The following is a 26,360-nucleotide window of genomic DNA, read 5'->3' as shown; positions in this document are numbered from 1 at the left end:
GAGGTCCTAGTGTGAAAAAGCTGATTCGTTGGATTAAGTTCCAAATCTGCAAGTTCAGAGGTCACGATTGGACGACATACACAGTCAGCACGGGCTATTACAGCTACGATATTGAACAAGCGGGATACTGCGAGAGGTGCGGTTACGATACGCACGGTGACTATGATAATGGCGATTAGGAGATGAGAACTCATGATTACCTGTGTATTTTGCGAATGCACATTATGGCCGGGAGACAAGTACGAGGTTGACGAGGAAGGCGACACGATTTGCATCCCATGTTTCGATAGGGAATCGGATACTGGAGAATAATTTCAGACTGAGGGAGGACGAGAGTGCATGAGCAAAATGACCGGTAAAATCGCACAAAGCATTGGAGACATGACGAACGACGCAAAAACGATGGAAGAACTGTACACAATGCTGCATGAGATCGCCTACACTCTAGGCGGCATGGTGTGCCACTTTGACAAAGAAGAGCGATCAGGATTAATCATAGAACTCACTCAGTCCATGGGCATGGGATTACAACTTACTGCAAAGGCGATTGGTGAGCCGAGCGATATCGAAGTGATTGTTGGTCATAAGCCATGAAAGAGACAGAAGATTGCAAGTGTGGAGGGCATATCTTTTTAGACAGAATGTGCGAGTCTTGCTTAAAGGTTCTGGAAAAGGAGATCGAAGGGAAAATAGAGGCTCTAGAAGAGAAGGTATTTGATTTAGAGTCAACACTGGACGAGTTACATCACTACTTATACGTTGAACCATATAGCGAAAGGGCTGACCAAGGTTGAAGGATTCAGAAGATTATGAATTATACGAAACAAACTTTGAAGAATGGCTGAGGATCGGTAAAGAAGCTTTCGGATTCGACACAAATCATCCAGGGGAGATGGAATGAACATGGAAAAATACTACGAGGTAACATCAGCACACCAAATGCACACAGATTATTACAAGTGGTTGGAGAACAGAAAGGCGACTTGGGAGTTGGTACGAACATTCTTTGAGGAGCAGGGGATTGCGGCTCGGGATTACGCGGCAGAAAACGATGCTTTGCACATCGTTCCGACAGATGCAGATGCAGAAAAGTTCGGAGACTCGTTGAAAAATATTTTTAGCGATGGGTTGTGGAAATTCAAGGGGAACAGCAAAATCCATCGGGCGTGGAAGAAGTTCCTCAAAGAGAGAAAGTTCACGATTGCTGGTAAGCCGGCTCCTATCTTCTACTTTCGGGCAGGTGGTGGAAGATACAGAAGCAGACTTTTCGACCAAAACGGAAAACTGTATTGCTCTTTTGATCCGGCGCCTGAAACGGCTCCAGAAGGATTTATCGAGATGAAGGCCAGCGAGTTCCACAAGATCATCGAACAAGACGAAGTAGCATGATGGACCATCCTGGGGAGAGGGAGGAAGCGGCGTGATGGATGTAAATGCGATATATGTCATCGTTGATAAAGCGATGAAATACGACGAATTGGCGTTTTTGAATAAAACCAAAGAAGTGAGTTGCTCATTTTGCGGTAAGAGTCAATCCAGCGTAGAAAGAATGATTGCATCTAAAAGCGCTAATATTTGCAACGAGTGCGTGCTGGAGTGCTGCGAGATTTTGGCGGAGGGGGATCCAGAAGGAACGGAATTGGCCGAAGGCGAACGTTCGACCGAATAATCCCAACGAAGTGGGGGCCGAACCAAGTTTGAATAAGTGGAGTTTTCGGAGACTATACACGCGAGGGAATGGAGGTAGAGGTGGAGTGATTAAAAAAAACAAGCAACTGTTCTGCAGACACAAACAAACGAGTTGGTATAAAGATAAACCATCGACTTTTGCAGCATTGAACGGTGAACGAAGGTATCTCATTTGCGATAAGTGCGGAAAGAAAATAAGCAGCTACTTTGCGGAATACGAAGGAAACGGGTTCAAGTAATCGATACCAAGGAGGAATAAGCGTGATAACGGAGCAGCAGATAAGGGATATGGAGCCTGGGAGAGAGTTGGACGATGCTATACGTCTAATGCTAGGTTGGACGAAATTTCGAGAAAAGGAAGATGGAACATTCGCATGTTGGGTGACTCCTGAAGGAAAAAAGTGGACGTATCCAAGCAGTGGTAGCCTTCCCAGGTATTCCACCGACGTATCCGCAGCATGGGAAGTAGTGGAGAAGTTCAACATCGTGAACATTGAATTTGTTGAATGGTTTGTCGGCAATAAGTCGGTTCAATGCAAAATAATTGAATCTGTCGCACCAACGGAGGAAGAGATTACGACCGAAGCAACTGGGAAGACAGCGCCTGAAGCCATCTGCAAAGCCGCCCTAATCGCCCATTTGAGAGGAGAAGATACCCAATGAAAGAATCCGCAAAGAAAATGGCAACGGTGCAGTATATGAAGAAACGTAAGCCGATCAAGTCTCCTGAAGAGAGGCGCCGTGAAAACAATACGCTGGTCATCAAAAACATCTACAACGGTGGAGGGGATGGGTGCGCATAACATGCAGAAGCTAAACATAGTTGGTATCCCACCTACGCTCAACGAAGTAAAACGAATGCATTACATGATCCAGGCGAAGGAAAAGAAACGTTGGGAGCAGCTGGTCAGGATCGAGGTCAAGGTACAGAAGCTTCAGCCGATAGATAAGCCGGTCATCGTTACCTATCGATTCCATTTCAAGGACGAACGCAGACGAGACCCGGACGGATACGCATACAGCGCTAAAGCAATCCAAGACGGACTAGTGAAGAGTGGCATCCTCTCCGACGATAGCTTCCGCTACGTGAAAGAATTGCGGATCGCAGAGGGAGAGCGACGGAAAGTGGCAGGGATCACCATCGAAATGGAGGAAGTGGCATGAACCAAGAAGAGCTGCTAGAAGAACGCTCCCGTCTAAAAGCTAGACTCGACTGGTTAGGAGTCAGATCAACGGGGTATGAGCGAATCGAAAATAGGATTCTGCACATCGAGAAGCAACTAGGCGTAAATAAATCCATTCTGAGCGCCTACAACGTATCGTAGATCGATTTAAATAGTTTGATAGAGTAAATGTCTAAAGTGAAATTAAAATAGCTGTACAAGGCAGATAGGTGGTTTAAAATGGATTACTCAAAATGGCTAAAAGAGAATCGCAAAAGAATGAACTGGAGCAGGGAAACGTTAGCAGATCTATTAGGCGTTAGCAAGTTCACACTTCGAAATTGGGAAGATGGCATGACACGTCCTAACCAGTACGGACAAACAAGGTTGAAAATGGTGTTTGGTGAGTTGCCGGAGTAGACAGTTGATCCATATTGCGAAGGAGAGTGAGGGCGTGAGCGCTGAACTGATCGATAAAGTTTTGTCCGGGGAACAGGTCACAATCCACGATCAAAACACCTATGAAAAAATATGCAAGAAGCTTGACGATATTGGGGTTGATTACGTTAGCGGGGATATTGATCCGCTATACCCTGATGAACCGTACTACGTCGAATTGAATGGCAGAATATGAGGGCGCTGAGTCTATTCAGTGGAATCGGGGGCATAGACATCGCTTGTGAATGGGCCGGCATACACACGGCTGCATTCTGCGAATGGGCAGAGTTTCCGAGGAAGGTCTTGCGAAAACATTGGCCAGATACACCGATTTACGAAGATGTAAGGACATTGACCAAGGAAAGGTTGGTGACAGATGGAGTCATTGGCCCAGGAAGAACAATTGAGCTTATTCACGGGGGATACCCTTGCCAGCCTTTTAGTCTTGCCGGGAACAGAGAAGGCGCGAATGATGACCGCCACCTCTGGCCGCAAGTTGCTCGATTATTACAAGAGATCAGACCAAATTGGTTTGTTGGTGAGAACGTTGCTGGACACATCACTCTGGGTCTCGACGAAGTGCTATCTGAATTGGACGACATCGGCTACACCGCGCAACCATTTATTATTCCAGCTGCAGCTATCGGAGCAATGCACAGACGAGACAGGGTTTTCATTGTTGCCAACTCCGACCGCAAGCGACTACAGGGGGGGGAGAACTCCAGAAGAAGCGGAGAGATGCGGAAGAGGATCGAACAACAATTTTCGAGATTACATGCGACAAATACATGGTCAAACGTACCCGCCTCCGAATTTGGTAGAAAGGCTGATGGGATTTCCGGAAAGTTGGACCGTAGTGACAGAGTCCACGCACTTGGAAATGCAGTAATGCCGGCACAGATATACCCAATCATAGCCGCTATTAAAGAGATTCACAGAATGCAATGATGCGTAGTTCGACGAGCTGGCTAAACGATCCATATAGAGAAGGAGACGTGTAAAATGGAATACGACTACCAGTTAGTTGGCGGTAAACTAAAAGTGAAATTCGTAGAGAGCGACGGTTGGAACATCAAAGCTATACGGAGTGACAATGGCGAACTAGATACGTTCCCAATTAATTATTTCCGTAAGAATTTCAAGACAATTAAACAGTAGCTAGTGTCACAGTTCGACGATGACGCGAAGTATCTGAATGAATAGATCTTAACATCACGAAATGAGGTGAAGCACATGCAATTTGTACAGCCGATACGCGATCCAGAGAAGATTGAGCAGATGAAACAGCTGTTGCTGTCGAGATCAAAGCGCGACTGGTTCATCTTTGTATTTGGAATCAATACCGGCCTACGGATTGGAGACATATTACGACTCAAGGTGAAAGATGTACGGAACCGGACGCACATTAGCCTGATTGAAGGAAAGACGCGCAAGAAGAAGTGGGTACCGATCAATTCCGAATTGAAGCGAGTCATTGATGATTACACCAAGGGCATGAAGGCGGACGCTACTTTGTTCCCATCATACCGGACGAGAGGCGAGACGGGGATATGCCGGGTTCAAGCGTACCGAATATTGAATTGGGCTGCCGATCAATGCGGACTGGAGGAAATCGGCACTCATACATTGCGTAAAACGTTCGGGTATCATTTCTACCAGAAGACGAAAGATGTCGCAATGCTCCAAAACATTTTTAATCACGCTTACCCGTCACTTACGATGCGATACATTGGCATCAATCAAGACATGATCGACGAGGCAGTGAGCAATTTTGCATTATGAGAAGGTCTGAATATTAAGGGACATGGGAGGGGAAGGCTTGAAAGTCTTGGATATGTTCATATTTTCGATCTATTCAAACGGAAAGGGACAATTGAGGAAGATTGTTCGCTTCCTAGATGGTCCTGAAGGCGAAAGACGTGTGAAATATCAGATCGGATTTATAACCGATGAAGGAAAATGGTATTCATCGGGAACAACACTTGGTTGCTCGAAGAAACATTTTGCTAGATGGGCTAAATCGAAAGTAAAAGCTGGTCACATGTGTCGTCATGGAGCGGATTCAAGTATATGCAAAGACTGCCTATCGTCGAACGCAGTCTGAATATTGAGGAACTTGGAGGTGCAGGGTGGCAAAAACAGTCAGAGCTAAGGAAGCAACATACCTCGATCAAGAGACAAAGCGGACTTTTAAGGTATGGCATCCACAGGTTAAATTCGAGGGCCGTTGGTGTTATCTCCCGGATCAGGAGAGTCGTACTAAATTGCAGGAAGCAGAAGACGAGGTTACTGCAATTGAACAGGCCGTCCAGGCTGCTCGGAAGATCGAAGCGAACAAAACTAGGGTTGCAATATAGATATATTGCGACATAACCAAGGAGGGAGAAAGGTGCGAGATCCGCCGAAAATGTAGTCGGAATATTGCGACAAATACCGTGAAAACCGCGTGAAATCAAGGTTTTATACTACTCAATCGACGTTAAATGTGCTATAATAAAATTAACTATAAACTATCAATTATACGATGGGGTGGAAGCGTGAGTCAAATAGAATCTTTACAGGCGGAAATTTCGGAATTGATCAAAGAGCGCGACGAAAAAGAGGCGCGTCTGCAAACAACGTCCAGCACACCGGAAGCAAATGCGTTGCAAGACAATATCAGAGTGCTGAATAGCCAGATCGCATTTAAACAATCTGAGCTTGAAAACATCGCTGATGCAGAAGAAGCGGCAATAGTTGTTGCGGATACATTGGAGATCGAGGGCATTTTGCTTCGCGACTTATTCGTATCTCCGACACATTATGAATTCTTCCTGAGCTGGTGGAAGCAAACAGAAGGCGAGAAGGCAGCGGCGACAGCGGCACTCGAAGCAAGCTATAAATCGGAGATAGCCAGCCAAGAGGATGCCATTGCTGAGCTTGAAGGGTTCAGAGTGGAGGCGGATCGGCTAGGCGGACTATTGGCAGACATGACAGCCAAGCGCGATGCAGCTGGAGCAGAAATAATCGAGTTGAAGCAAGAGGTTGACCGCCTGACTGAAGATAACGAATCTCTCCGTAAGCAGTTGGAATCGAAGCCGTCCAGCGTTCCAACAAACATGACAGCGAACCTTGCGGATCTGGCGAAACAGATTCAAGCGGCCAAGCCTGGAATCTACAACAAACGCTGGAGAGACGAGAACCGCAAGACTCATTTCATTGCTACCCTTTCGGCGACTGGTGAAGAGATCGAGATTCCGTATCTGGAGATCGGCAAATACCGCGAAGAGTCGCAGGAAGAGGCCGAACGATTTCGTGCGGAACAGGCGCAGGCTGAACTGGCTAGGCTGGCTCAGGAGACTCATAACGTAGTCGTTCCTGATTTACAGTTTCCCGGCGAAGAAGGCGCAGCCAGTGGATTGGATGGCGACTCCTCTAATGCGCCGGTGGTGGGATCGCCAACACTCGAAGAAAGAGTCGAAGCTCTCGAAAAAAGAATGGCAACCATCGAGCGAGATTCATACAAAGTAGCCGTTTAACAGCAATTTTGAGGGGGAACCACAACAAGCTAAGTGGTTCCCTTTGATTTAACACCATTTAGCATAAGGAGGAATCCGGCATGGAAACTTACACATGGAGTACAGCATACGTAGACCTTTTGAAAGAGATCAACATTTTGGAGATGCGGCTGCGTGATTTAAAAACGGACTTGATCGGCGCAGAACGGGCATATCAGAGAAGCTTCGTGAAGATGACGGCGTCATACAGCGGGATGCCTTCTGGATCCGGTACGAACATTCAGGCGATGGATTACGCCGAGATGCTGCAAAATGAAATCATCATGATCGAGCACACGTTGGAACGGAAGAACGAAACAAAGCGCGAGATGGAACAGGAAATGGGAGATATGCAAAGTTTGGAACGTAGGATTGCTTTCAAACGGGACGTTGAACAAAAGTCCTTGCAGCAGATCGCGCTGGATCTAAACTTTTCGTACAGTTGGGTTAGCAAAATAAGCGCACGTACAGAACGCCTGAAAGTAAGCTAATAGTGCAATAACAGTGAAATCCGCGATGGACAAATCATGATATGATGGTTATGTGAAATTCATGCCGGATTATCACATACATGCGTGGTGGCGGAATAGGTAGACGCTAATGGCAGATAGATGCGGCCTAGTGGTTCGATTCCACGAGCGGATATTCACGGCGAAATAGCCGACTCCGCGACGCCGTACGTAAACAGGCAGACGAGTGGCTCATCATACAAGGTGCAAATCCTTGTCCACGCTGGCGCTTTAGCCGACGCCTTCCAACATATCGGCTTAAATAAACTTGCTTGTACTCAGAGAGGGAGCCTATACGGCTTCCTTTTCTGTTTGTGGGGATATAACGGGAGGTGAAGATGATGACCATACCAGTAAGCAAAACGCTAAGTGACGATGAAGTGAGGTTATTGTTGCAAGATGAAATCAAATGGGATTTTATCGGCAATGAGAGCGAGTTTGAATCCCACATACTGGAGCACATAGATGATTTGCTAGATGGCATGTCATTGCCTCCTAAGAGAGTTGTGTTGAGACAGAAGCAATTTAGATTTGATAATACTCAAATTATTATCGATCTGTTGGTACAACACACTGACAGGAGTATCACGATATTCGAAGTGAAGAAGAAAAGCGACAGAAACCCGCATACATCTCCATCTTTGCAAGTAGGTGCAATTGGACAACTGATGTTGTATAAAACAATCGTAGGCGGCATATACGATCCGAACGTGAGATTGGTGCTAATAGATAACAAGATACATTTTAGGACTTACCTGACGATCAAGACGAATAACTTGCCAATAGCTCTAGTTGAGTTTCAGAAGGATTTTGTTTTGGTGTCGCATATCCCAGATCAATGGAGGTGATGTCGATGGCTAAGGGGATTGCACCTGATGACCAAACAAAAGAGATGGTGAAAGCCCTGTTAGCCACCGGCAAGGCAAAGAATCAAGTGGCAAAAGAGGCGGGGCTGTCATGGGCTACTGTAGACAAGATAAGCAAGGAAGATCCCGACGACCTTGAGAGATTACGAGAACATAAAAGAAAAGAGTTCGTCAAGAAGCTATGGGAAAACATCGAAGACGCTATTGATCTTGGACACACGATGGTAATCGAGGCGAAGGCGAACAAACGAGAGATACCTTTGTCCCATATATCGACGTATGTAGGGACGCTATACGACAAACAAGCACTGATGACTGGCGGAAAGACAGCTGATATTGGCGTCCAGATCGTGGATGATATCAAATGACACGCCTATCATCGATTGTCGCTCCATCCTTTTTCGACGTTCACAAGGATATCAAACAAGGGCTGCATACTCACTATTGGCTATCAGGAGGACGTGGTAGTACAAAGTCATCTCTCGTATCCGTCGAGATCATCCTCGGCATCATGTCCGATCCACTAGCGAATGCTGTTGTACTCCGAAAGGTAAAGGATACACTCAATGAGTCGGTTAAGGATCAGCTTATTTGGGCGATAGAGTCGCTTGGGGTGTCTGACTATTGGGATATGCCCGAAACGAAGCTAGTCCTCACCTACAAGCCTACAGGGCAGGAGATACGCTTTAGGGGAGCTGACAAGCCGAAGAAGATCAAGTCGATGAAGTTTGCGAAGGGATACACGAAGTTTATTTGGTACGAGGAGCTAGACGAGTTCACCAGCATGGAAGAGATACGGATGATTAACCAATCTCTCATGCGGGGCGGTCCGAAGTTCATCGTGTTCTACACGTACAACCCTCCCAAGAGCGCGAACAACTGGGTTAACACGGAGAAGAAGCTTACTCGACCGGATAGGCTGGTGCATCACAGCACTTATCTGACGGTTCCAGCAGAGTGGTTAGGCCATCAATTCATGGTTGAGGCTAATCACCTCAAGGAGACGAAGCCTAACGCCTATGAGCATGAGTACCTGGGCATTGAAACAGGTACAGGCGGGGAAATCTTCGACAATGTGCAGATACGGAAAATCAGCGACGAGGAAATCGAGGACTTCTGGAACATTCGCCGCGGGCTTGACTATGGGTATGCGGTCGATCCGTTATCCTACAACGTCATGCACTACGACCGGAAACTAAAGCGGCTGTACATTTACCACGAGCTTTACAAAGTGGGCATGAGCAATTACCACTTGTTTGAACATATAAGCATGGAGAACGAGAAGAATGAGCAGATCATCGCAGATTCGGCAGAGCCCAAGAGTAACAATGAGCTGATGCAGTATGGTTTGCGAGTGAGGGGAGTTAAGAAGGGTCCTGACTCCATCGATTACGGCATACGCTTCTTGCAGAGCTTGGAGGCTATCATCATCGACGATATGCGTTGCCCGGAGACTGCGAGGGAATTCCTCACTTACGAGTACGAGAAGGACGCGAATGGCAACTGGAAGGCTGGTTATCCTGACAAGAACAATCACTCCATTGATGCGGTCAGATATGGCCTTAACGACGAGTGCATGATGTTCAAAAAAGAGCAGTCAGAAAAGGGCAAGCGTGATGATTTCGGATTGTCTCGCAAAAAAGAAACGCCGATTACAGGCGGCGTGATTGATCAGTCTTATGTCACCGGAGGATGGAACTAATGGAATATCTCGTAGGTGGTGTAGTCTTTGGGCTATGCCTATTCATACTGCCGTTGTGGGCTTACAGGCGAGGCCTGAAAGACGGTCTAGCGCTCAATCAAGGAAAAACTATAGAACCTATTGCGAACCCTGTACAAGCCGTTCAAAGCCACATACAGAGGTCACATGAAAGCAAGGAAACGAAAGCAGCTAACGCCCACATGATGGAGGGATTAGCGAACCTCATGGCCTATGACGGGACGCCGCAGAAAGAAGGTGAGACATGAAGGCGAACTATACAAAAACCTTGGAATGGCAGCAGTACCAGGACGGAATCGACTACAACAGTCGCATATCCCTGTACGACAACGTCAACAAGAACGAGAGATTCTATGGCGGCGATCAGTGGGCAGGGGTGAAGGCGAATGGTCTTCCTACACCGGTATTCAACATCTTCAAACGGATCATTGATTACTTTATTGCGGCGATCCTGAGCCAAGATGTGGCGATTCAGTTCACTCCGGAGACTGTCGGTGACGAACCGCAGAACGAGGATGAGGCGGACATCAAAAAGGCGTCTGAGTTGGTCACGCAATATAGTAACACTCTGAAAGAGAAGTTGAAGATGACGCAGCATCTCAGGCAATGGCTGTTGGACTCAGCTATCTCGGGTGATGGATGCTCTTATAGCTTTTGGGATCCGAGCATCGATACAGGCCAAAAGGCGAAGGGCGACATTAACATGGAGGATATCGACTCCGTGAACGTGATGTTCGGCAATCCAAACGACAAGCGAGTACAGACCCAGCCATATATCATCATCGCTTTCCGTGAGCTAGTGTCCAAGCTGCGCGAAGAGGCCGAGGCAAATGGTATTCCAGAGGATCAGGTGAAGCTCATATCGAGTGATGAAGAGACATTCTATCAATCCGGTGACCGGTCCAAAATCGAACTGGACAGCAAGGGGGACGGAACGGGCAAGGCAATCGCGCTGCTTAAACTCTGGAAGAAAAATGGCGTGGTATACGCCAAGAAATCCACCTGTTACACGGAGATTCGGCCCGAATGGAATACGAAGCTGGAACTGTACCCCGTAGCTTGGATGAACTGGGGAGAGCGCAAGAACAGTTATCACGGTCAGGCGCTTGGTACCGGACTCGTTCCGAACCAAATCTTCATCAACAAAATGTTCGCCATGGCGATGATGAGCCTCATGCATACGGCGTTTCCGAAGGCCATTTACAACAAGGGCATTATTCCAGGGTGGGACAACATGATCGGCGGGGCAATCGGTGTAGAAGCAGCTGACCCTTCAACGGATATCCGAACGGTGGCGACGTATCTCAATCCGGGTAATATGTCGGAGCAAGTGTTTAAGCTAATCGACCTTGCTATTCAGTACACGAAGGATATGTTGGGCGCCACGGATGCAGCGTTGGGTGACGTTAAGCCGGACAATACATCAGCTATCATAGCTGTTCAGCAGTCCTCAGCTATCCCGTTGGAAACGATCAAACAAAACCTTTACCAGTTTGTCGAGGATGTTGGCTATATCTGGCTGGACTTCATGGCTAACTACTACGGTAAGCGTAAAGTTGACATAGAAGTTCTTGGGAAACGGGTGGTGCAGGAGTTCGACTTCGCTACCCTCAAGAAGATGAAGTTTCGCATAAAGATTGATGTCGGTCCTTCTTCTTACTGGAGCCAAATCACAGCCATGCAGACGCTCGATAACCTGTTGAACAACGATCGTATCACCTTCATGCAATACCTGGACCGTCTACCGGCTGGCATCATTCCAAAATCGCAGGAGCTGATTGAGGAATTGAAGGCGCAGGACATGAAGCAGCAGTTCATATACGAGCAAATGGCGCGTTTCATGGAGTCGTTGCCGCCTGAGCAACAGATGGAGATTCAGCAGTTGCCGCCAGAGGAACAAGAGGCACGTCTCATGGAAATGATGATGATGCCTCCTGAACAGATGGCACAGCAACAAGCCGAGCAACAGGCGCAGCAGGAACAAATGATAATGCAACAGCAACAAGAGGCACAAGCTGCAGCTTCGCAAGAGCAAGCCAAGGCAGATCAAGCGTTCCAACAGCAAGCGGCATTAAAACAGTTGGACATTGAAGGGAAATTAGCCCTCGAAGGCATGAAACAGCAAACAGCAGGCGTTAGGTGAGAATCCTAGCGCCTATTCTATTTTCACTTTCGGCAATACAACAGCGGACCGCCGCTTAAAAATGTGGAGGTAATACCATGGAAAACATTGAAACAGCAGCACCTTCGGAAACAGTCGAAACACCCATAGCTGAACAGGCGGTAACTACGGAGAACGCCGCGCCGAGTGAGGAACATGTCGAGACGAAACCGGAGAAGACGTTCACCCAATCCGAACTGAATGAGATTGTCCAGAAACGATTGGATCGTGATCGTGAATCGGTAAGCAAGAAGGCGGCGCAGGAAGCTCGTGACGCCTACATTGCCGAGCAGAATTATGAGTGGCAGGGAAAGCCGATCAAGACGGAGGCTGAGTACAAACAGGCTCTCACGGAGAAGGCTCTCATCGAGAAGTATCAGGAACAAGGGTTGCCCGATGAGTTCGTGAATGAAATGGTGGAAAACAAGCGTTTCCGCCAAGAGTATGAGAACGATCGCAAGAAAACAGAATCCGAGCAGAAGCAACAAGCGGAATTCAAGGCGTTCCTCGACGCTTTTCCGGACATCAAACCGGACGAGATACCTCCGGGCGTGTGGGAAGAAGTAAACAAGGGAACGAGGCTTGTGGATGCCTATGCACGGCACGAAAACAAGCTGCTGAAGGACAAGCTTGCGGAGATTGAGCAAGGCAAGCAGATAGAGCAACAAAATGAACTGAATGCAGCCAGTTCGACTGGATCTGTTACGGGTCAAGGGGAAGGGAAGCCCGCCTTCTTTACTCGTGAGCAAGTAAAGGGTATGTCTCAATCAGAGACAAACAAGAACTGGGATGCAATACAGGCATCAATGAAGCAATGGACTTAAATAATAACTAGGAGTGATACACAATGGGAGCAACACCTAATTTTGTCCCTACAATATGGAGCACTAAAATCCTCCGTACTCTCGAAGATAACTTGGTCGCTAAAAAAATCTGTTCTCGGGAACATGAGGGAGAAATCAAAAAGGCCGGGGACACGGTTAAATTTAACGGTCTTTCGGATCCGACAATAAACAACTACAACGGAACGGTGAATTACGAAACGCTGAAAGATGCTGGCTTAGTGATGGTTATCGATCAGCAAAAGTATTTCGCGTTCAAAGTGGATGACATCGACAAGGCTCAAACCAATATCGACGAGAAGGGTAGCCAAGCTTCTCGTGCTGCTTACGGATTGAGAGAGGTTGCGGACACGTTCATCTTGAGCAAGTATGTGGATGCTCTGAATTTGGTATCCGGTACGATCACCACGGCCAACGTTCTCTCCAAAGTTGGCGCAGTTCGTCAGAAGCTGGCAGAGCGTAACGTTCCTGAGACGGATATGTTCATGGTCATTCCACCATGGCTGCAACTTAAAATCGAGCTTGCGGGCGTTAAGTTCCAAATCAACAACGGCATCAACGGCACTGGAGGCATGGCATGGGCAAAGGTAATGGGACTCGACATCTTCGTTACAAACCAGGTCATTAACACTGGAACGGTAGATACTCCGATTTCGCAATGCTTGGCCGGCGCGTACAACTCCATCGTATACGCCGATCAGATCGTTGAAACGGAACACCTACGCCTGGAAAGCCAGTTCGCTGACGCGGTTCGTGGTCTCCACGTATACGGCGGCAAGACGATCCGTCCTGACCTGTTGGTTAACGCTGCATTCACGTTCGGCGCTGAAACTGAAATCTAATACAAGGAGTGATAAGCAATGGCAGTAGCTGTACAAAACACAACAATGGTGCTCAACACCATTACAACCGTAACGCGTAACGCTGCAACATCCAGCACGATTGATCAAACGGAAGTGTTCACGATCACGCCAACGAAATCGGATGAGAAAGTGCTGATCTACATCGAAAACGTGGCGGCTGATCAAGGCACAGTCACTTATTCCATCGCAGCTGGTGGTTATTGGGCTGCTGGAGCTGCGTTGACCGGTTCCGTTGCACAAGGCGTAGGACGGGCTATTGTCCTGGAGGGTGCGAAGTACAAGGCTCAGGCCGGCACTATCGCCATCACATTTACTCCAGCGACTGGCAAACGTCTGCTGACGGACCATGCGCTTCGTGTATCGGTCATTCAAATGCCGTAGACAGATTAGGGCGGGGCGTCAATGCTCCGCTCTTTTTCTGTATTAAGGAGGATATATGGTCACATTCAGAGGAGAACCGAATCAACTTGTACGCCTGAATCCACCGATCGGATTGCTTAAATATGTGCGATTCGATGACAAAGGTGAGTACACCACTGAAAACGAGCGAGTCATTAAGCGATTCCATCACCATTTCGACAGTGTTCCGACGCCAGACAAAGCACCTACTCCTGATATGACGGATGATCTGGAGCAGACATTTGAAACAACGGAGCCAACAAAGCAATGGCGCTGCGATCAATGCGAATTTATATCGGACAATAAAGGTGTGCTACTGAAACATAAGAAGACAGAACACCCGAAGGAGTGAAGTTATGAGTCAACTGGAACAAATGGCTGCGCAAACCCTCCTCAATACCCATGGTATGAGCGGTGGAAAAGCAATCACAGGAACGACTAAGGTCGAGCCAGACGCTGGATATTACTTTTGCGCTATTCTAGCTACTGCAGCAGCGGTCGTGGCATCGCAGGAGGACGTAGAAGGAGCAATTAACCCTATACTCGGTCCTATTCCGGTCGGAGCTACAGTATACGGTAAATTCGCCTCTATCACGCTCACAAGCGGTACGGCAATCGGCTACTACGCCAAACTTTAGGCGGTGACATATGGTTACAGCTCAAGATGTATTCAGCATTACGATGGATCTGATCGACGAGCGGCTTGATACAGGTCTGCTAAGTGAATCGGATACCATTTCATATAAGGTGAAGACGCCGGGGCTCATTACTCTGCTGCAATCGGAGCTGATAAAGCAGGGTGATTTGTTCAACACATACGAGATATCGAATTATCCGATCCCGAATTTGCTCGGACACAACGGAGAGTTCGACATTCGAACATTCGAAGGAACTGAATTTACTCGAGAATGTGCCGGAAGCGTCAGGGCTTACTATTTCGAAGTGGATAAGCCTGCTACGGTCTATATCGAAGACTACAACGGAACCTGGAACACTCTTGCGACGATCAACGCCACGCCAACTACTATCGGTTACGCTGCGTATAAGGGCATTGTGACCCCCTCTATCGGGGCTACGCGATCGCGATTCAGATTCGGTGGAACTTACTACTATCGAACAGTTAACCGCGGACTATTTGGCGTTCCGTTGGCTTCAGTAGATGACGTTCCGGAGTATAAAGCTTGGATCAAGAAGACGATGCCGGCTGACTTCAAGAGTACGGATGAGGTAGTTAGCGAGAAGCCAACGACCTATTACGGACAGGCATCCGGATACAAATGGGAAGGTCGACGTGACCTCTACATGAGCTACGATTATCAGGGAAAACTCCGGATTGTGTATCGTCCAATACCCGCCGTAATCACGGCTATGACGGATGTCCTGCAAATTGACGATGTAACCGCTCGGACAGTTCTTCCTTATGGGGTAGCTGCTCATCTATTGCTTACCGAGAACTCCGATTCAGCTTCTTTCTTTAACCAACGGTACGAGGAATTGAAGTCCATCTCGAGTAAGCGGCAACCTGAACCGATTGAGAAAATCACAAATTTGTACGGGGGGTTTGAGTGATGGCCGTAATACCACGACAGCAACAGACGCCCCCGCAAACCATCGACCGGTTCCTTGGGTTGAACCAGGACACATCGGGCGACACTCAGCTGCAGTTAGGCGAGAGCCCGAATATGTACAACTTCCGGATTACAGAGAACTACAAACTGCGCAAACGTAACGGATACAGGCAGTTATTCGAAACGTTGGGGGCTGTTGATATACAAGGCATGTGGTACGGCTCTCTCGGGGGGACGTACCACTTTCTATTTGCGGCTAACGGGAACGTCTATAAGCATGATTTGGCGTTAGGCACAAATACAAGCGTGGGCACGTTAATCGATGCGCAGACTTACTTCTTTGCCTACGGCGGCAAGGTTTATATGCTCAACGGCCATGAGTATAAAAGCTGGGACGGAACAACTTTTGGAGATGTGGTGGGTTACATTCCACTGATTGCAACATCTACCCCCCCGACAGGTGGAGGAACGCCAAACGAAGGATTGAATGTACTGACAGGGAAGAAGCGTCAGACGTTTTCCGGAGACAATACAGCTACTCAATACCAAATAGCCGAAACAGATCTGACGAGCGTTGATGTGGTTAAGGTTGATGGAGTGGTCAAAACGGTAACAACTGATTACACTGTCAACCTTGTGACCGGAATTTTGACGTTCCTGGCAGCTCCTCCAACGGGCCAGGATAACGTAGATATCCAATGGACTAAGGGAGCCGGTCAGCGAGAAGAGGTCACAGGTCATAAATTCGCAATGTTCTTTGGAGGTCAGAACGACACCCGGGTATTCTTCTACGGAAACGGCTCAAACCGTTATGTCTACACGGGTCTAGCTAATGGCGTCCCGAGTGCGGAGTATATCCCTGCCCTCAATTATCGCGAAATCAGCTCTGACGAGTTCGCTGTAACGGATATCGTGAGGCAGTACGACCGGCAGATCATCTATACCAACGGTGGTGAAGCTTGGTACTCATATTATGATCCGATCACGCTAGAGTCGGGTGACGTAATTGCAGACTTTCCAACGTTCCCGCTGAACCAAGCGAAGGGAAATGTGGCTCCAGGTCAGTCCAGATTAATCAACAACAACCCGTTCACCATATTCAAAGGAGTTCAAGAGTGGGTCGCTACAAACGTTAGGGATGAGCGTAACGCTAACTATATATCTAAGCGTGTTCAGCCATCATTAAGCGCTCTCGACCTCTCTACGGCTCTTACAGTGGATTGGGAAAGGCGATGGGAGTACTGGATGGCGTTCGGAAATGTCGTTTATATCTATAACTACCGCTTGGATGTGTGGTACAAGTTCCAACTCAATGACAATGTTACGTGCTTTATGATTGCAGACGATCAATTATACTTCGGTACCGACTCCGGCAAGATAATGAAGTTTGAATCTGGACTGAAGACGGACAACGAGACGGCCATAAGCTCCTATTGGGAGATGGGATTCTTCGATTTCGAAGCAGAATGGCTGCAAAAATTTCTTAATGAGATGTGGATTTCACTGAAGCCGGAGTATCGATCAAGCCTAGATATCACATTTCAAACGGATCGGGTAGCACTGGCTAAAGATTTTACGGCGGTTTACAACATGTCCGTATTCGACGATACCGACTTTGGTGATTATAGCTTTCTAGTCAACTACAATCCACAGCCGTTCAGGTTCAAAATAAAGGCGAAAAAGTTCGTTTACTTCAAGCTGATTTTATCCAACGAAGAGATAAACGACACGTTAACCATACTTTCTATCAATCTCGCTGCCCGTTATGGCAGCAAGTCGAGGTGATATCATGTCATTGCCGAATTTAAATGATGATTTGAACATCATACAGGGGCTTGGAGACAGGCCCAACGCATTAGACGGGCTTTCGGCTGCTGAATTGAAGCAAAAGTTCGACCAATCCGGAAATACAATCAAGACGTTCATCAACGATGTTCTGCTGCCGGCACTAGCACTTACTGCAGATGATAACAGCGGCGCCGACAACATTGGTGCAACAGCAATAACGGACCTGGACGGAACAACGGTTCAGGCATTGATTGAATCTATCCGGAACAAGCTTAGAGGCACTACAACATCTTCTAGCGGTGCGGATTTTGTGGGAGCCACTACTATCGGAGGATTGGCAGGTAACACCGTACAGGCACTATTAGAGTCGCTGAAGACGTATGTCGATAACTTGGATGTCGAGATCGGAGAGGGATTCGTATCCAAAACAGAATTGACCGATACTCGCAAACTCGATCCATCAGCGAACTTCACCGGCTCATGGTTCGGCATCTCTAATCCGGCTTATGCGGACCCGGGAATCGCTGGTGTAGTCGCTGATCATACTGCACAGTTGGCGGAAACTGAGCAGCAGATCCAAATTACAAACGGAAACATTGACTTTTATAATTTGTCTCAACAAAAATCAAGTCGTATGATTCCACTGACATTCAACTCGGACACAAACCACTTCAACACTTATGAAGGCAGCAAGGCTTGCAATGGTATACCGACAGCTAATAGCTCCGGTACAAGCGGTTGGGTGATGACGCTGGCTAATATTATTTCGAATCGCATCATTTTCAATATGCCGATTGGAGTCATAATCGGGGATAGTATATCGGAGGGTCATCCTGCTTTGCATGGTCGGCTGGATGCACCCGGATACGATCCGAACTTGCCAAACTCTCCGGGGCAAATATCGTATCATATCGAGCAGCATACCAAACTGAAAATATACAATCACGGCATAGGCGGGCAACGTTTTGACCAAGTTCGCACGCGTTGGGGACGTGATGTTCTGGCCGAAACGGTAGGATCGTTAAGCCCGACGAATACACTTCCTAAAAGGCCGCATTTCGTCATACTGGTATGCGGGATCAACGATGTTTTCGCTGGACGAACTCCTTCAGCCATTATTGCAGATGCAGATTACCTAATTAACAATGCTCTCGAAAACAACATCTATCCTATCGTGTTTACGATCGGACCGCACTCTTCCATGGATGCTCCTAAACTCGCGGTAGTAAAGCAGTATAACGCGTGGCTGTTAGATAAGGCCTCGAAAACGCCTAACATGGCAGTCTTTGATTTTTACGCATATGCCAACGATCCGGCCAATGATGGTAAGCCACGCAGTGGCATATTTGCGGACGCTGTGCATCCGAATAAACGGACATATGAGGACTTGGCACGTAAGATCATTCAAGAGGCATTCACGCAAAACAAGCCGCCAGTCGTTCCGAAGTACATTAACATCTCTACGGCAATGGATTTTACTCTACCAATCGTTGGTGGAAATAGACCAACCGCTGTGTTGCTATACATCAACGGGAAGCCAAGTAAGTACGTCGAATTGCTCAATGATCCCAATCAGGTAATTGTCATTCCGCCTGTAAAAGAATTCATTGAAACAATAGCTATAGAGCCGCAAATCATCGAGACGCCGTATGAACTTCCAGCAAACACCATGACTTATAGTTATATCTCAGAGGTATACCTATCGGACACAAACTTGTATCCGGGTAACGAGATCGATAAGGAGAGCGTCATCCGGGAGTTACCGAGCGCCAATGCCATATCACGTTTCTACCCTGCTAGACCGGACGGCACCACGGCGGGGCTTATGACGTTTGTGAGTACCGCTGATGCAGTCAACTGTTCCGGCATCTTCTGCTTGGCTACAGCAGATGACAAAGGTTATATCGTGACAAAGGGACTCGCTATCGCTAGGACATCCGCTGCAACTTATGCGGCTGACTTGCTTGTAACATCAACAGGGGGAAGATTAGCGCGTAACGTCAGCCCGACAGCTGGAACAGTGGTGGCCAAAGTCATTAAACCGGCTGCGGAATATTGTCTCGTCGATGTTAGATGAACATACGGACCATACTGAGACATAAAGGAGAATATATGAAAAAACTCATACCATATCTAATTATCGCCCTCATACTCATGGGGGCGTCTTTGTTGTCGGAGGAAGATAAGCAAATATCCATGGTGCAAAACTCCTCAAAATCAGTCGTATCCATTTTACAGGGCTTGTCCATAGGGACAGGCTTTTTTGTTGCTGAGAATTACATTCTGACTGCTTACCATGTGGTTGATGAAGGGGATGAAACGCATGTCAAAAGCGACCGTGGAGGCACGTTTTACGACATTGTAGCGGTTGATAAAAAGTTTGATTTAGCGCTTATCAAAACGGATGAGTACATGATTGGAAAGCCTCTTAAATTCGCTGATTCAGTCACATCCGGTCAAGATGCGTATACGATCGGATTCCCAAGATTCCTCGACAAGATGGTGGTCAAAGGACTTGTATCGCACGTTTACGACAACGATAAAATGCGCGGAACGATCTTCGATATCCACGGATATGAGGGTGGCAGCGGATCCCCACTACTTAATTCCAAAGGTGAGGTAATCGGTTTGCTCAAGGGGCTTCACAAGTCGGATACGAGCTTCATCACCTCTGTCCACATCAAGGATATAAAGTCATTCCTAGCACGAAACGGTATCCAATGAGGTGGATGTTGTATCACTATCATCGAATCATGAAGAAGCTGTATCAAAGAGAAGGGGCATGGCAAACGCGGTCCTTTTATTATCATCGCTACATGATGAAACGTTACGAAAGGAGCTCAAAGGATGGCAACCACTAACTACGGCGGTAAAGGTAATCCGCTGAATGAGATCCTATACAGCAAAGACCAGTACGATGCCGGGAACAAAGAATGGGCCAAACAGAACGCGCAGAAATACTATGCTCAACTCGATGCGAATGAGGCCGCTACAGTCAAAGGTCTCGACGCTCAGGGATTGCGTGATTACATTGCAAGTAAGAACGCTCCAGCACAGCAGGCGCCAACGACCCAAGCTATTGCTGCTCCTGCACAACAGTCCTCACAAAGCTATATAGACGCTCTCAACGAGGCGAGGAAGCAGCAGACGCTTGCACAACTCGGGAAGAGTAGAGACGCCGCGCTTTCCAATATCAACGCAGAGAAAGCAACCATACAGCCGAGGTACTACGATGCACGTAACCAAACAGCGGCAAGCAGTCAACAGAACGCACGTAATTTCGCTGAGTATATGGCAGCTAGAGGCGGCACGGCATCGGGGGCTAATGCCCAAGCTGAGTTAACTCGTGGAATGGCTCTACAGGGCAATCTAGGCTCTCTACGTAGGCAGGAAACAGCGGCGTTTGATGATATCGGACGTAGAACAACGGACCTGGAGAATGCCTATCAATCAGACATTGCTTCAGCTTATGCCGGCATAGAGGCCGATCGGATGCAAGCAATGCTGAATGATTATTATCAGCAGCAGCAACGTGAGCTTCAGATTGCCCAACTTACTGGCATCCTGAATGGTCAAAAGACTCTTGATGGTCAACAGTTCGATTGGGGCAAGGCAGTCGATACCGCGGGGCTAACTGGTTACTTTAACGGGACGCCGACTGCTAGCATGCAGAATCAATTGTTCAACCAAAACTTGTCTACTCAGCAGTTTAACGAAGGGGTTAGACAGTTTGATCAGAACTTTAATAGATCTGTGTTCGAAAATGATCGAGAGTATGATTTGGCCAAGCAGAAATTTGAAGAAGATATGCGGCAGTTTGGTGTGAATACGGCCCTACAACGTGCTTCTCAAGCCGTTAGTGCTGCCCGAGAAAGCAGATTGTCTTCAGGCGGCGGAAGTAGCGGTTCAAGTAGTTCATCTAACACATATACAGGCGGCGTAGTATCCGACCTCACGAGACCGCGAACTGCCTCAACTATGGAGACATGGTTAATAAACAACATTCCGGGAGGTAATAACGTTGCTGGTCCGCCTCCTCCAAACCAAATAGCATGGATAGAAACACAAATTCTCAATAATCCGAACCTGTCTGATGCTGACATAACAAAATTATTCAATCGTTTCGGGATACCGCTTCCCGAATAGGAGGGGTATCCATGGGCAAGTTTGATGAACGAAGAAAACAACTCGGCATTGCGGTAACCGAAAGGCCATCCAGCAAAACAAACTCGTCCTCTATTCAATCGGGTGGAGGATCTAGGTTTGACCGTAGACGTCAGGAGATTGCAACACAGCGTGAGGAAGAAAGACAAGCGTCAATTAAAAGGTCAGAGGAGCGCCAACAACCTAAACGCGAATTAAGTGCCATGGAACTACAAGTCATGCGTGATACACTGTCCGGCCCGTCATTCTCTCGGGAAAAAGTAACGCCACAAGCAACATCATTGCCTTCTCCTGATAATATGTTAAAGCAACAATACGATCGTTTCCAACCAACGCCAGAGTTTGAACCGGTCAAAGCGTCACCGTTAGCTAAGATGCTGGGATTGGATAAGAAGCCACTTATCGGACCATCTTTGACGAATATCGCTGAAATGGTTACAACTGATCCTATCCTGCGCGGCGTCTCCCGGGGCGCTGCTTTTGGATTAGGGGATAGTGTAATGCCGCAGCGGACAGGAAAGAAACCACTATCCGAAAATATAAGTGAATTCGCGGGCATGTTGTTCCCTGGCGCTGCGGCTGAACGGGTAGCGACAACGGCATTGAAACCGGTCATCGGCAATTTGCCTAGGTTGGGACAATATGTTGCTCGAGGCATTGGGGCGGAAGCATTGCATGGAACGGCAGAAGAAGCAGCTCAAGAGTTTGGCGGATTGAATAATCAAACACTTGGTCAGCGTGCACTTGATGTAGGTATCCAATCCGCCGCCGGCGGTGCTTTAGGTGCTGCGGCTGACCTTGTGCCTAAGTTATTCCGTGGATTGTCTCAAAAAGCGAATGATGGAATGTCACAAGGTTCTGTTCGCGGTGCAGAAACACAGACGGCGCAAATGGAACGAATACCTGATACCCCAGCACCTATTGAACGTCCGAAAGAAGCCTGGTTCACTCGGTTATTCGGCAACCGTGGAGTCGGGATCCGCGCAGGAGCAAATGACGGACGTGAGTTAATTGACACTCAAATCACAAGCAATCCGCGCGAACCTTTAGCGCTTATGGAACAGGCTCGAGAACTAGCGGAAAGGACTAATCAGGACTTTGTTGATCGGTTCGCTCCATTCCGCAAAATAAACGAACAAACGTATGATGCAGCTATGGATTCAACACGCTCCAACAACCTGGCTAACATCACGATAAAGGATAAATTCGTAGACCTTGAAGGGAATGTAATAGGCAACTCTCTAGGTGATGTGTATTCCGCAGTGCCGCGGGGACAGAAACACATTGCTGATAGGTATTTGGTGGCGAGAGACGCTATAGATCGTATGGACCGACAAATACAGGTTTACGGAAAAGAGAAGTGGTTCCCGCAAACATCGCAAGATGCAGCGGCTCTTGCTACGAAATTGGAGCAACAATACCCATGGCTCAAGCAATTCGGGGACGAGTGGAACAAATTTAACCGTAATCGGCAGGATTTATGGGTGCAGAGCGGCATTGCTTCTCAAGACATGGTTAATCGTCTGCGCGTTTCTAACCCGAACTATACGCCAATGTTCCGGCAACAGCCGCGGCGCGGGTTAGGTGGCCAGTTAGCTATAAATACCGGTAAATCGGGATTCAGCGGACAGAAAGCGCCGGTTAAACGTGCGGTAGGCAGCGGAAGGAAGATTATTGACCCAGCGCAGGGCATGATTGAAACAACAGCATCATCCTACAACGCTATGCTGCGAAATCGAGCCATGCAAGAACTGTACAAGGCATTGCAAGCAAATCCCGATCGGTATAAAGGCGTCATGGAGATCGTAGAAGAGACTGCAGACGCACGCCAGTCCACGCTTAAAAAGATCAATGAAGCGCTAAACGATGGCGGCCCCGATAGTTTGGCGAATCTCTTGAATGATGAAGTGAATCAGCTTTGGAAAAAGGCAAAGCAATCCGGCAACACTACTGACAATATCGTGACTGTCATGCTTGAAGGAAATCCTGTCAAGATGCGAGTCATGGACCCTTCATTATTGAAGGCAATCGATGGTATTAATCCGGTCCAATTGGATGGATTCATGAAACTGGCGGACATTATGTCACGCGGTATTAAGCAATCAGCAACAGGGCTACTCGCTCCACTTCAAGGCGCTCGCTTGGCGTTGCGTGACCTTCCTGTAGCCGCGGCACAATCCAAGGATAAAGTTCGTTTCCTCGGTGATCTGTCACATGCTTTTGTGAGTCAAATTGCGGATTGGCTACCTAACTTCATCCCCGGATCACAACGCCTGGGAAAACTGGCCCGTGATTACTACCGTGCCGGAGGTGGATACGAAGCGTATCTAAAAGGGGATAGTAGAGTTAGGTCCACTGCATCAGATATCGTTAACCACCCTTACCTTTCGGGTAAAAATGTATGGAAGCAAGCTAAACGGTTTAATCCGCTACGTGTTCTTAAGGGATTCGGTGACATGACGGAGAATTTACCGCGGATCGCTGCATACTCTGCTGAAATGCGTAGAGCAGGATGGAATCGTTCACCGGAGAACGTCAGACGCGCATTGGACGCAGGTCGAGAGGCAACGGTTAACTGGTCGCGTAGAGGTTCTAAGTCTCCAGGAATTGAAGCGGTGGCGCCTTATACGAACGCAGCTGTTCAAGGTACTTACAGGTTCATTAAGCGTATTAAAGAACAGCCTGCCTCTGCTGCAGCGTTAATCGCATCAACCGCAGCAGCTAAGATATGGGCCTACGAAAAATACAAAGATGACCCGGATTACCAAGTTCGTAGTAAATTCGATAAGGGAATTCCGTACTCCAAGACGGAAGACGGGAAGTTTAAATCCATCCCAGTGGAGCCAACAGAGGCGTTTATTGCCGATCAAATCCTAAACTTCTATAAATGGGCGATGGATCAAGAAGAATTGCCGAACGCTAAGGAATCCATCCAAAGCGGCATTGAGGCTTTCGCTCCTTCTATTATATCCGGTCCTGCTGGTGCATTCACAAGCGAAGGACAGCCTATTAACTTCGGCAGAGAGACAGCGGCTAAAACTTTTGGGGGAACTGTTCTCGACCCACTCATTGCGGCCGGCACAGGTAAAAACTATTTCGGTGGCGATATTGTACCGCGGGAATACCAAGACGACCCGACTATTCTTCAGTATAATGAAACAACGAGCGCCCCGGGCCGTTGGGCCGCGGAGAACCTTGGTATTGATGCGTTTACCTTCGATTATCTCTCTCAAAAGTTCGGCGGTGACATCGCAAAGATTGGATTGCCGCTGACATCTGAAGTTGGAAGAGGGGATATAGAGGGCAATCTCATAGACCAAGTTAACTCCAGGCTTAAGCTGCTTGAAGATCCGGTCATGCGTAATACCATATCCGATGATTACTACAAGGCGTTGGAGAAAGTATCTGACGCTAAAGCAATCAGTGATAAGCGCGACACACCATTGCCAAACTGGTACCAAACGGCTTATGATGAAGTAACGAGCATGAAAAAGAACAGTTTGAACAAGGCCATTTCGGACTTTAACGCCATGAAGAAAGAAATCACCCGGGATACGACGCTTTCCGCGAAGGAACGTGCCGACCAACTCCGAGATGTGCAACGTAATATCAATATGCTGCGTATTCAGGGGATTAAACGTCTGGAAGAGTTGGGCGTTCCTCAATAGGAGGCGTTGAAGTGGATTGGTTTTGGTGGTCATTGTATATTCTAGGTGCTATATTCTGTATTGGTTGCGTGGTACAGATAATTAACAAGAATAGGAAAGCCAAACGAGAATTTCAAGAATGGTTATTGCCGGCTTTCTTATCCTTTGGTGCTGTTTGTTTAATTTTCATTGCTATAGATAACTTTCCAGTTGTATAATCTGAGAGAGCCGTGGGAAAGCATCCCCGGCTTTTTCTATTGGAGCTGATGCCTCTTGATTGAGTTCCACGAAGATGAATACATGCAATGCAGCGTGAGCGATAAGGCCTATAACCTTGTCGCTCTTTTATTTGGCAAACAGACGGCAGAGAAGCTGCTATACACCGGTGATCGCTATGTTGGCTTTAATCGATTGGATGCTACACGGGGTCGAACTACTCCTGAAGAACGGTCTGACACTTACGACGATAGTGGGCCTTTTGATATTTGGAATACGTCAGACGTTGAAGAATCGGAGGCTGCTGCGCCGGCTGAGGAAGTATCTGCCCTGGATCGCGTCGGATGATGAATCGGAAGTAAAGGCGTATGTGACCAATCAACAAATCATCATACACAACCTTAAACGACTTATGGAAAGGGAGGGAATGGAATGGCGTGCGAACATTACCGAAGAAAAGCAGCTCAGTTTAGCAGAGAAAAACAGCTTGTCGTTGCCGTCGCGCTCAGTAACGTCTACTACTGCATGGAGTGCAAGCAAATCCACAAGATCGAGGAGGATAAAGCTAATGAACAAATTTAAATCTCGCAAGTTTTGGATGGCAGTTATCACAGGGCTTCTGATCATCCTCAATGATGGCCTAGACCTCGGAATAGATCAGGACACCGTTCTCGCCTTTGCCGGTATTATGGCCACGTTCATCCTGGGCGAGGCTGGTGTGGATGCAGTGCGCTCGAAGAAAGCCGCAAAAGCGGAGGAAGATGGCTCAGACTTCAGCCACTAGGAGGATA

General features: G+C 47.7%; 33 protein-coding genes. All 33 read left to right on the top strand.

The genetic code is table 11. The features are described 5' to 3' along the window. Positions 1-11 precede the first annotated feature (11 nt). The 33 genes from B1748_RS37010 to B1748_RS23490 all read left to right on the top strand — a co-directional run bounded on the left by B1748_RS37010 (position 12) and on the right by B1748_RS23490 (position 26,353). Positions 12-179: a hypothetical protein gene (locus B1748_RS37010; RefSeq protein ID WP_179215764.1), complete on the top strand. Its 168-nt coding sequence runs from the start codon at positions 12-14 to the stop codon at positions 177-179. Between the two features lie 160 nt (positions 180-339). Then, entirely contained in the window at positions 340-594 is a 255-nt protein-coding gene (locus tag B1748_RS23640; protein ID WP_087570417.1) for a hypothetical protein, read from the top strand. Between the two features lie 309 nt (positions 595-903). Then, the gene (locus tag B1748_RS23635) at positions 904-1,389 is read left to right on the top strand and encodes a hypothetical protein (protein WP_087570416.1); all 486 of its coding nucleotides are present in this window, start codon (positions 904-906) and stop codon (positions 1,387-1,389) included. A gap of 34 nt (positions 1,390-1,423) precedes the next feature. Further along, positions 1,424-1,669 (top strand): ClpX C4-type zinc finger protein, encoded by a 246-nt coding sequence (locus tag B1748_RS23630; RefSeq protein WP_087570415.1) that lies wholly within the window; start codon positions 1,424-1,426, stop codon positions 1,667-1,669. A gap of 281 nt (positions 1,670-1,950) precedes the next feature. After that, entirely contained in the window at positions 1,951-2,352 is a 402-nt protein-coding gene (locus B1748_RS23625) for a BC1872 family protein (protein ID WP_087570414.1), read from the top strand. Next, positions 2,349-2,492, top strand: a complete 144-nt coding sequence (locus B1748_RS37005) for a hypothetical protein (protein ID WP_179215782.1) — start codon at positions 2,349-2,351, stop codon at positions 2,490-2,492. The genes B1748_RS23625 and B1748_RS37005 overlap by 4 nt, the downstream gene beginning before the upstream one ends. Position 2,493: 1 nt before the next feature. Then, positions 2,494-2,853 (top strand): RusA family crossover junction endodeoxyribonuclease, encoded by a 360-nt coding sequence (locus B1748_RS23620; RefSeq protein ID WP_087570413.1) that lies wholly within the window; start codon positions 2,494-2,496, stop codon positions 2,851-2,853. Next, positions 2,850-3,014 (top strand): hypothetical protein, encoded by a 165-nt coding sequence (locus B1748_RS37000; protein WP_179215780.1) that lies wholly within the window; start codon positions 2,850-2,852, stop codon positions 3,012-3,014. The genes B1748_RS23620 and B1748_RS37000 overlap by 4 nt, the downstream gene beginning before the upstream one ends. A 78-nt stretch (positions 3,015-3,092) precedes the next feature. Then, on the top strand, positions 3,093-3,272 hold the full coding sequence (locus tag B1748_RS23615) for a helix-turn-helix domain-containing protein (RefSeq protein WP_087570412.1): 180 nt from the start codon (positions 3,093-3,095) through the stop codon (positions 3,270-3,272). Between the two features lie 34 nt (positions 3,273-3,306). Continuing rightward, on the top strand, positions 3,307-3,486 hold the full coding sequence (locus B1748_RS23610) for a hypothetical protein (RefSeq protein ID WP_143810368.1): 180 nt from the start codon (positions 3,307-3,309) through the stop codon (positions 3,484-3,486). Continuing rightward, complete coding sequence (locus B1748_RS23605; RefSeq protein WP_087570410.1) at positions 3,483-4,238, top strand: DNA cytosine methyltransferase; 756 nt, start codon at positions 3,483-3,485, stop codon at positions 4,236-4,238. Before B1748_RS23610 ends, B1748_RS23605 begins: the two co-directional genes overlap by 4 nt. 285 nt (positions 4,239-4,523) lie before the next feature. Further along, positions 4,524-5,072 (top strand): site-specific integrase, encoded by a 549-nt coding sequence (locus B1748_RS23600; RefSeq protein ID WP_087570409.1) that lies wholly within the window; start codon positions 4,524-4,526, stop codon positions 5,070-5,072. Between the two features lie 347 nt (positions 5,073-5,419). Next, positions 5,420-5,647 carry a hypothetical protein gene (locus B1748_RS23595; protein ID WP_087570408.1) on the top strand — a complete coding sequence of 76 codons (228 nt, stop codon included), beginning with the start codon at positions 5,420-5,422 and terminating at the stop codon, positions 5,645-5,647. Positions 5,648-5,827: 180 nt separating this feature from the next. After that, complete coding sequence (locus B1748_RS23590) at positions 5,828-6,808, top strand: hypothetical protein (protein ID WP_143810367.1); 981 nt, start codon at positions 5,828-5,830, stop codon at positions 6,806-6,808. A gap of 80 nt (positions 6,809-6,888) precedes the next feature. Beyond that, on the top strand, positions 6,889-7,317 hold the full coding sequence (locus B1748_RS23585) for a hypothetical protein (RefSeq protein ID WP_087570406.1): 429 nt from the start codon (positions 6,889-6,891) through the stop codon (positions 7,315-7,317). Positions 7,318-7,673: 356 nt separating this feature from the next. Then, positions 7,674-8,183, top strand: coding sequence for a hypothetical protein (locus B1748_RS23580; RefSeq protein WP_143810366.1), 510 nt, complete (start codon positions 7,674-7,676; stop codon positions 8,181-8,183). A gap of 5 nt (positions 8,184-8,188) precedes the next feature. Further along, positions 8,189-8,569 (top strand): hypothetical protein, encoded by a 381-nt coding sequence (locus B1748_RS23575; protein WP_087570404.1) that lies wholly within the window; start codon positions 8,189-8,191, stop codon positions 8,567-8,569. Further along, on the top strand, positions 8,566-9,903 hold the full coding sequence (locus B1748_RS23570) for a PBSX family phage terminase large subunit (protein ID WP_087570403.1): 1,338 nt from the start codon (positions 8,566-8,568) through the stop codon (positions 9,901-9,903). The genes B1748_RS23575 and B1748_RS23570 overlap by 4 nt, the downstream gene beginning before the upstream one ends. A 262-nt stretch (positions 9,904-10,165) precedes the next feature. Beyond that, positions 10,166-12,064 (top strand): portal protein, encoded by a 1,899-nt coding sequence (locus B1748_RS23560; protein WP_087570401.1) that lies wholly within the window; start codon positions 10,166-10,168, stop codon positions 12,062-12,064. Positions 12,065-12,141: 77 nt separating this feature from the next. Continuing rightward, entirely contained in the window at positions 12,142-12,906 is a 765-nt protein-coding gene (locus B1748_RS23555) for a hypothetical protein (RefSeq protein WP_087570400.1), read from the top strand. A 23-nt stretch (positions 12,907-12,929) separates the two neighbouring features. Next, on the top strand, positions 12,930-13,766 hold the full coding sequence (locus B1748_RS23550) for a phage major capsid protein (protein ID WP_087570399.1): 837 nt from the start codon (positions 12,930-12,932) through the stop codon (positions 13,764-13,766). A gap of 18 nt (positions 13,767-13,784) precedes the next feature. Continuing rightward, positions 13,785-14,168 carry a hypothetical protein gene (locus tag B1748_RS23545; protein ID WP_087570398.1) on the top strand — a complete coding sequence of 128 codons (384 nt, stop codon included), beginning with the start codon at positions 13,785-13,787 and terminating at the stop codon, positions 14,166-14,168. A gap of 55 nt (positions 14,169-14,223) precedes the next feature. Further along, positions 14,224-14,538: a hypothetical protein gene (locus B1748_RS23540; RefSeq protein WP_087570397.1), complete on the top strand. Its 315-nt coding sequence runs from the start codon at positions 14,224-14,226 to the stop codon at positions 14,536-14,538. Between the two features lie 4 nt (positions 14,539-14,542). Further along, positions 14,543-14,824, top strand: a complete 282-nt coding sequence (locus tag B1748_RS23535; RefSeq protein WP_087570396.1) for a hypothetical protein — start codon at positions 14,543-14,545, stop codon at positions 14,822-14,824. A gap of 10 nt (positions 14,825-14,834) precedes the next feature. Then, positions 14,835-15,755 (top strand): hypothetical protein, encoded by a 921-nt coding sequence (locus tag B1748_RS23530; protein ID WP_087570395.1) that lies wholly within the window; start codon positions 14,835-14,837, stop codon positions 15,753-15,755. Then, positions 15,755-17,539: a hypothetical protein gene (locus tag B1748_RS23525; protein WP_087570394.1), complete on the top strand. Its 1,785-nt coding sequence runs from the start codon at positions 15,755-15,757 to the stop codon at positions 17,537-17,539. The genes B1748_RS23530 and B1748_RS23525 overlap by 1 nt, the downstream gene beginning before the upstream one ends. A 4-nt stretch (positions 17,540-17,543) precedes the next feature. After that, positions 17,544-19,619 (top strand): SGNH/GDSL hydrolase family protein, encoded by a 2,076-nt coding sequence (locus B1748_RS23520; RefSeq protein ID WP_179215778.1) that lies wholly within the window; start codon positions 17,544-17,546, stop codon positions 19,617-19,619. 35 nt (positions 19,620-19,654) lie between these two features. After that, positions 19,655-20,266, top strand: a complete 612-nt coding sequence (locus B1748_RS23515) for a S1 family peptidase (RefSeq protein ID WP_179215776.1) — start codon at positions 19,655-19,657, stop codon at positions 20,264-20,266. 123 nt (positions 20,267-20,389) lie between these two features. Then, positions 20,390-21,688: a hypothetical protein gene (locus tag B1748_RS23510; protein WP_087570391.1), complete on the top strand. Its 1,299-nt coding sequence runs from the start codon at positions 20,390-20,392 to the stop codon at positions 21,686-21,688. An 11-nt stretch (positions 21,689-21,699) separates the two neighbouring features. Next, positions 21,700-25,374: an LPD38 domain-containing protein gene (locus B1748_RS23505; protein WP_087570390.1), complete on the top strand. Its 3,675-nt coding sequence runs from the start codon at positions 21,700-21,702 to the stop codon at positions 25,372-25,374. 252 nt (positions 25,375-25,626) lie between these two features. After that, entirely contained in the window at positions 25,627-25,917 is a 291-nt protein-coding gene (locus B1748_RS23495; RefSeq protein WP_087570388.1) for a hypothetical protein, read from the top strand. Positions 25,918-26,001: 84 nt separating this feature from the next. Next, positions 26,002-26,151, top strand: coding sequence for a hypothetical protein (locus B1748_RS36995; RefSeq protein ID WP_179215773.1), 150 nt, complete (start codon positions 26,002-26,004; stop codon positions 26,149-26,151). Next, complete coding sequence (locus tag B1748_RS23490; RefSeq protein ID WP_087570387.1) at positions 26,138-26,353, top strand: hypothetical protein; 216 nt, start codon at positions 26,138-26,140, stop codon at positions 26,351-26,353. Before B1748_RS36995 ends, B1748_RS23490 begins: the two co-directional genes overlap by 14 nt. Positions 26,354-26,360: the final 7 nt, after the last annotated feature.

The sequence above is a fragment of the Paenibacillus sp. MY03 genome (genome assembly GCF_002165585.1).
Lineage (GTDB): Bacteria > Bacillota > Bacilli > Paenibacillales > Paenibacillaceae > Pristimantibacillus > Pristimantibacillus agaridevorans.
This window is presented reverse-complemented; position numbering and strand designations above follow the sequence as displayed.